Source organism: uncultured Campylobacter sp., from assembly GCF_938045405.1.
Lineage (GTDB): Bacteria > Campylobacterota > Campylobacteria > Campylobacterales > Campylobacteraceae > Campylobacter_B.
This window is the reverse complement of record NZ_CALIMW010000164.1, coordinates 1-3,298: the sequence shown is the minus strand read 5'-3', so window position 1 is coordinate 3,298 and position 3,298 is coordinate 1. Positions and strand designations below refer to the sequence as shown.

Genomic DNA, 3,298 nt, shown 5'->3' with positions numbered 1-3,298 from the left:
ATTTGATAAATCTCATATAAAAGGTAAAAAAGTGAGATTGGCAAAAAATTCGGAGCAAATAGCGATTTGGGCGATATTTGTAAGCATATAGGGTTGAGGTAAAAAATGAGAAACTAAAATGCGAATTTTGCAATTTTCGCGCATTTTTTTTTCACATTTTTGAAAACGAGCCCTAGGGGGCTTCAAAATAGCTTCAAAGTTCTTTCAAAAAGCTTCAAAATCCCTAAAAATAGGCTTCAAATCACGCAGCGCAAAACCTTGCCGACGATTTGTACTCGGATCTCGTCATTCGGTCCTATCTCATAGCTGCGGTATTCTTGATTGACGCTATTAACAAAAAGCGTGCCGTTTGGGTGCTTTTGTAGCAATTTTACCATAAAATTTCCGCCGAAATCTATGATATAAAGTCCATCCCCATCGAAGCTCGGCCCCATGCGGGCTATAACCCAGCTATCCGGATAGAGCATCGGTATCATCGAATATCCGACGACTTTGAGGCAGCGGATATTATGCTCGTTTACGGGTAAATTAAAAAGCATCCGAGAAAAAGGCACGAGCACGTCCGTATCGTATACTTCGACGCCTTCGATATCGGCGCTCTCGCCCGCACCGACGACCGAGCTCAGCTTGCGGATGAAAATTTGATCCTCTGCGATCTGCTCTTTTTGTGACTTTTTAAGGTTCGCGGGACTAAGGGACAAATTGGGGGACGACTTATGGACACTTATGGACAAACCATTGGACATCTTGTCGTTTAAAAAATAAGATATATTTACACCAAACGCAGAAGCTATTTTTTCTAAATTTAGTTGTGTAATATTTCCTTTGCCGCTTTCATATAATTGTATGCTGGACTTGCCAACACCTGATTTTTCAGCCAAATCGCCTTGCGTCCATTCTTTATTTTCTCGCAAAGACCTAATCTTTTGTGCTAAATTCATAAAATCCCCTTGACAAACCTAATAAATTAGATTATAATTTCGACATCTATACCAAAATTATATCAAAGGAAGCTTAAACGATGATAGATTTTATCGGTAACGTAAAAAGCGGCGGGGTAGCGGAGCAAATCCAAATCAAGACGAATAAAACTCTAAAGCGTTTTTGTCGCGAGAATAACCTAAGCTATAGTAGCATTTTAAACGGGTACTACTCCAAAAAAGCCAAGAATACCTTTAAAAAAGTCGGGATAAAAGTAGCCTAATATGTGGGTAACCAGTAAGCATGCGGCGGAAATTTTGAGCGTCAAATATGACGCTCTGATGAAAGCTGTTAAGCGTGCGGAAAAGGCAGGCAAAAAATTTTGCTCGATAAAACCTAATATATTGTGTTTTACCTACACCGACGGCGTCGGTCGCGGTGGTAAAACCCTTCAAATTTGGATTGATGATAATCTGATAAACGACGAAAACGGCGAAATTTCACAGCAAAGCGCGCCCGCACCTATTTGCAGCGATGAGCGCGACAAAATAAAAGGAATAAAAATGAAAATAAAGATGGTGATCAGACAGAACAAGTACTTCGTCAAGCTCAAGTATTCGCAGGCGGACAAGATGGCGGACAACGCTATGAGTGCGACGCGCGCTTTTGTAAAAACACTAGCTACGGCGTGGGATACGAGCGAGGAGAGGGTAGCCGAAGAGCTGATGTGGCAGCTAAATTTTATCAAGAATGTCAAAAAGTGGCGCAAAACCGCCAAAGCCTAGAGCACGAAGCAGTAGATGAAAATAACGCGGCGTTCACGGATAGCGACTCAAATATAAATAATGGCTCGGATGCTTTCATTTGCGCACCGCAAAACGAGCGTAGCGAAGCAGAGCAAAACGAGTATAGCGACGCAAGGCGAAGCCGAAGCGGCGTTTCTTGCGAGCGCAGCGAAGCAGAGCAAAACGCTCTGAGCCTAAAGATTAAGGATATAGAAAAGATGAATAAGTTAAAGGCAATAAACGAGCTAAAAAGCTGCCCTGCGGGAATGAGTAAGACGCTATGGGGCAAGGGGGTAGCGGCGAAATACGAAGTGAGCTTAAAAACGCTTTATTCGTGGGCCAAGCTATTTAAGCAAAGTGAAGTAGAGGTTAAAAACGACGAGCTAAGCATTGATTTTAAAGCTAAGTTTAAAAGCTCCAGCTTTGAGATGAGCGCTTTAGAGTGGGCGGTAGGCTTTATGCTGCACAATCCGCTAGCTAGCAAGAGCTTTGCTTACGAGCAGCTGCAATCCTATGCGAAAGACAACGCCCTTAAAATCGGCTCATACCAAAGCTTCGCCCGCCTAACCGCGGCGCCAGAGATCAAAGCGATGCTACTTCGTGCAAGCTGCGGCGATCGCGGCGTACGAAACGAGTGGGCTATGCATATCATCCGCGATCTAAACTGCTACGAAAGTATGGAGATGATCTGCGGCGATCAGATAGTATTTGATTTCGATGCGGTAGGTCCCGCAGGAGAGGTCATCAACCCTAACGCTTATGTCTGGATCAATATGGGAAGCGGAGCGATCATAGGCATAGATATAGTACTTGGAAAATATAACCGCCTAAGCGTAGGCAATAGCCTAAAGATGGCTTTGCGCTTTGGCATCCCAGATGCCATCTATACCGATAACGGAAAACCCGAGCTAAGCGAGTATATCGCAGGCGTCAGGTCTCAGCTAAGCGGGATTAAATTTAGGGATTTTGACGATCTAGTGCCAAATCTGCTTCATAAAAAAGCGAAGGTAAGGAATTCTCGCGCAAAACCTATCGAAAATATCTTTAATCACGTCCAGCGCCGCATGGGCGAGATGGTAATAGCTGAGTGCGGCGGAGCGGGATATCACAAGGACGGTGATAGACAAAGCGAGATCATAGCTGAATATATAAAGCAAAATCCGCTTAATTTTACCGATTTTATCTCATATTTCGAGCGGGCGGTGAGGTGGTGGAACGAACACTATAACGCCTCTCGCAAAATTCATCCTTTAAAAAGCTTCTTAGATAAGTTGGAGGCTAAGCCTAGGGCGGTATTTGATGAAACTACGCTTGAGTATATCTTTAGCGAACGCAGATCTATCAGAGTGAGAAATAGCTGCATAGCTCTATCGGTAATGGGGCAGAGGCGGACATATTCGCATCCTGCGCTTTGCAAATTCGTAGGGCAAAACGTAGAGGTAAGGATAAACAGAGGCGAGGTAGAAAGCGTATTCGTCGTAGATATGAAAAATAATCGCCCTATTTGCGAGGCTCATTTGATAGATCGTATAGATCCGCGCAATCATACCGCGCTTAGCGCGCAGCTAGCTAAAAATGAGGCCGTGGTGAGC

Annotated in this window: 4 protein-coding genes; 3 read left to right on the top strand and 1 reads right to left on the bottom strand. The window is 44.0% G+C overall.

Annotated elements, in window-relative coordinates; translation table 11 throughout:
* Window positions 1-236: 236 nt before the first annotated feature.
* Entirely contained in the window at window positions 237-941 is a 705-nt protein-coding gene (locus tag Q0140_RS06420; protein WP_297962920.1) for a LexA family transcriptional regulator, read from the bottom strand.
* Between the two features lie 80 nt (window positions 942-1,021).
* Here Q0140_RS06420 and Q0140_RS06415 point away from each other — a divergent pair, with 80 nt between their 5' ends.
* From Q0140_RS06415 to Q0140_RS06405, 3 genes are all read left to right on the top strand, one after another.
* The gene (locus Q0140_RS06415; RefSeq protein ID WP_297962917.1) at window positions 1,022-1,204 is read left to right on the top strand and encodes a hypothetical protein; all 183 of its coding nucleotides are present in this window, start codon (window positions 1,022-1,024) and stop codon (window positions 1,202-1,204) included.
* A gap of 1 nt (window position 1,205) precedes the next feature.
* On the top strand, window positions 1,206-1,706 hold the full coding sequence (locus tag Q0140_RS06410; RefSeq protein WP_297962914.1) for a hypothetical protein: 501 nt from the start codon (window positions 1,206-1,208) through the stop codon (window positions 1,704-1,706).
* On the top strand, window positions 1,649-3,298 hold a 1,650-nt coding region (locus tag Q0140_RS06405), incomplete at its 3' end, for a Mu transposase C-terminal domain-containing protein (RefSeq protein ID WP_297962911.1). The genes Q0140_RS06410 and Q0140_RS06405, both read left to right, overlap by 58 nt.

Bases quoted from the DNA above. Each gene is read 5' to 3' on its own strand.
- Q0140_RS06420 (WP_297962920.1), bottom strand. From the start codon at position 941: ATGAATTTAGCACAAAAGATTAGGTCTTTGCGAGAAAATAAAGAATGG.
- Q0140_RS06415 (WP_297962917.1), top strand. From the start codon at position 1,022: ATGATAGATTTTATCGGTAACGTAAAAAGCGGCGGGGTAGCGGAGCAA.
- Q0140_RS06410 (WP_297962914.1), top strand. From the start codon at position 1,206: ATGTGGGTAACCAGTAAGCATGCGGCGGAAATTTTGAGCGTCAAATAT.